2 protein-coding genes are annotated in these 783 nt (G+C 70.5%); both read left to right on the forward strand.

The genetic code is table 11. The annotated features are described in order from the left end of the window. Positions 1 to 318 (forward strand): imine reductase family protein (locus tag ACY45C_RS19055; RefSeq protein WP_462188937.1); only part of this gene is annotated, 318 nt, incomplete at its 5' end. Between the two features lie 257 nt (positions 319 to 575). Continuing rightward, a partial coding sequence (locus tag ACY45C_RS19060; protein WP_462188938.1) for an FAD-dependent oxidoreductase occupies positions 576 to 783 on the forward strand: 208 nt, incomplete at its 3' end.

The following is a 783-nucleotide window of genomic DNA, read 5'->3' on the forward strand; positions in this document are numbered from 1 at the left end:
GGTGCCGCGCTCCTGGGCACCGCGAGTGTTCCGGCGACCACTTTCGCGAGCCTGGCGGTCACGGCGATCAACGTCACGGCCGACTACGTCACCGCCTACGCGCAGCAGATCGACGAGGACAGGTTCCCGGCCACCGACGCCACCGTCAACGTCCACGTGGGCGGCATGGAGCACCTCGTGGAGGAGAGCAAAGTGCTCGGCGTCAACGCGGAACTCCCGACCTTCTTCCTGGAGCTGGCGAAGCGCGCGGTGGCCGACGGCCACGCCGAGGACAGCTACGCGGCGCTGATCAAGCAGTTCCGCAAGCCCTCCGCCTGACCCAGCCCAGCCACCCGGAACGGCGCGGGGAATCCGAGGCGCAGGCCGCATGCGCCGGATTCCCCGCACGTCCGGAACGCGGCGACATCCACACCGCCTCGACGACCACAGACCGTAACGCGGGGGGATTCACCTTGACCACGCATGAAGACGGAGCGCACACAGGCTCGTCCATCCGTTCGTTCTCTCGCAGGACCGCGCTCAGGGCAGGTGGCCTGGCCGTCGCCGGATCCGCGCTCGGGGTCGGCCTCCCCGGTGTGGCCGAGGCCGTCGAACAGGGCCACGCGGGCCATCGCGACTACGACAACATCGTTGTCGGGGCCGGCCTGGCCAGCCTCACCGCCGCCCGCGAGCTGCGGCGCAAGGGACAGCGGGTGCTTGTGCTCGAGGCACGCGACCGCATCGGCGGGCGGACATGGACCGACACCTTCAACGGCTCTGAGATCGAGCGCGGCGGCGCCTGGG

The organism is Frankia sp. CcWB2, assembly GCF_977927585.1.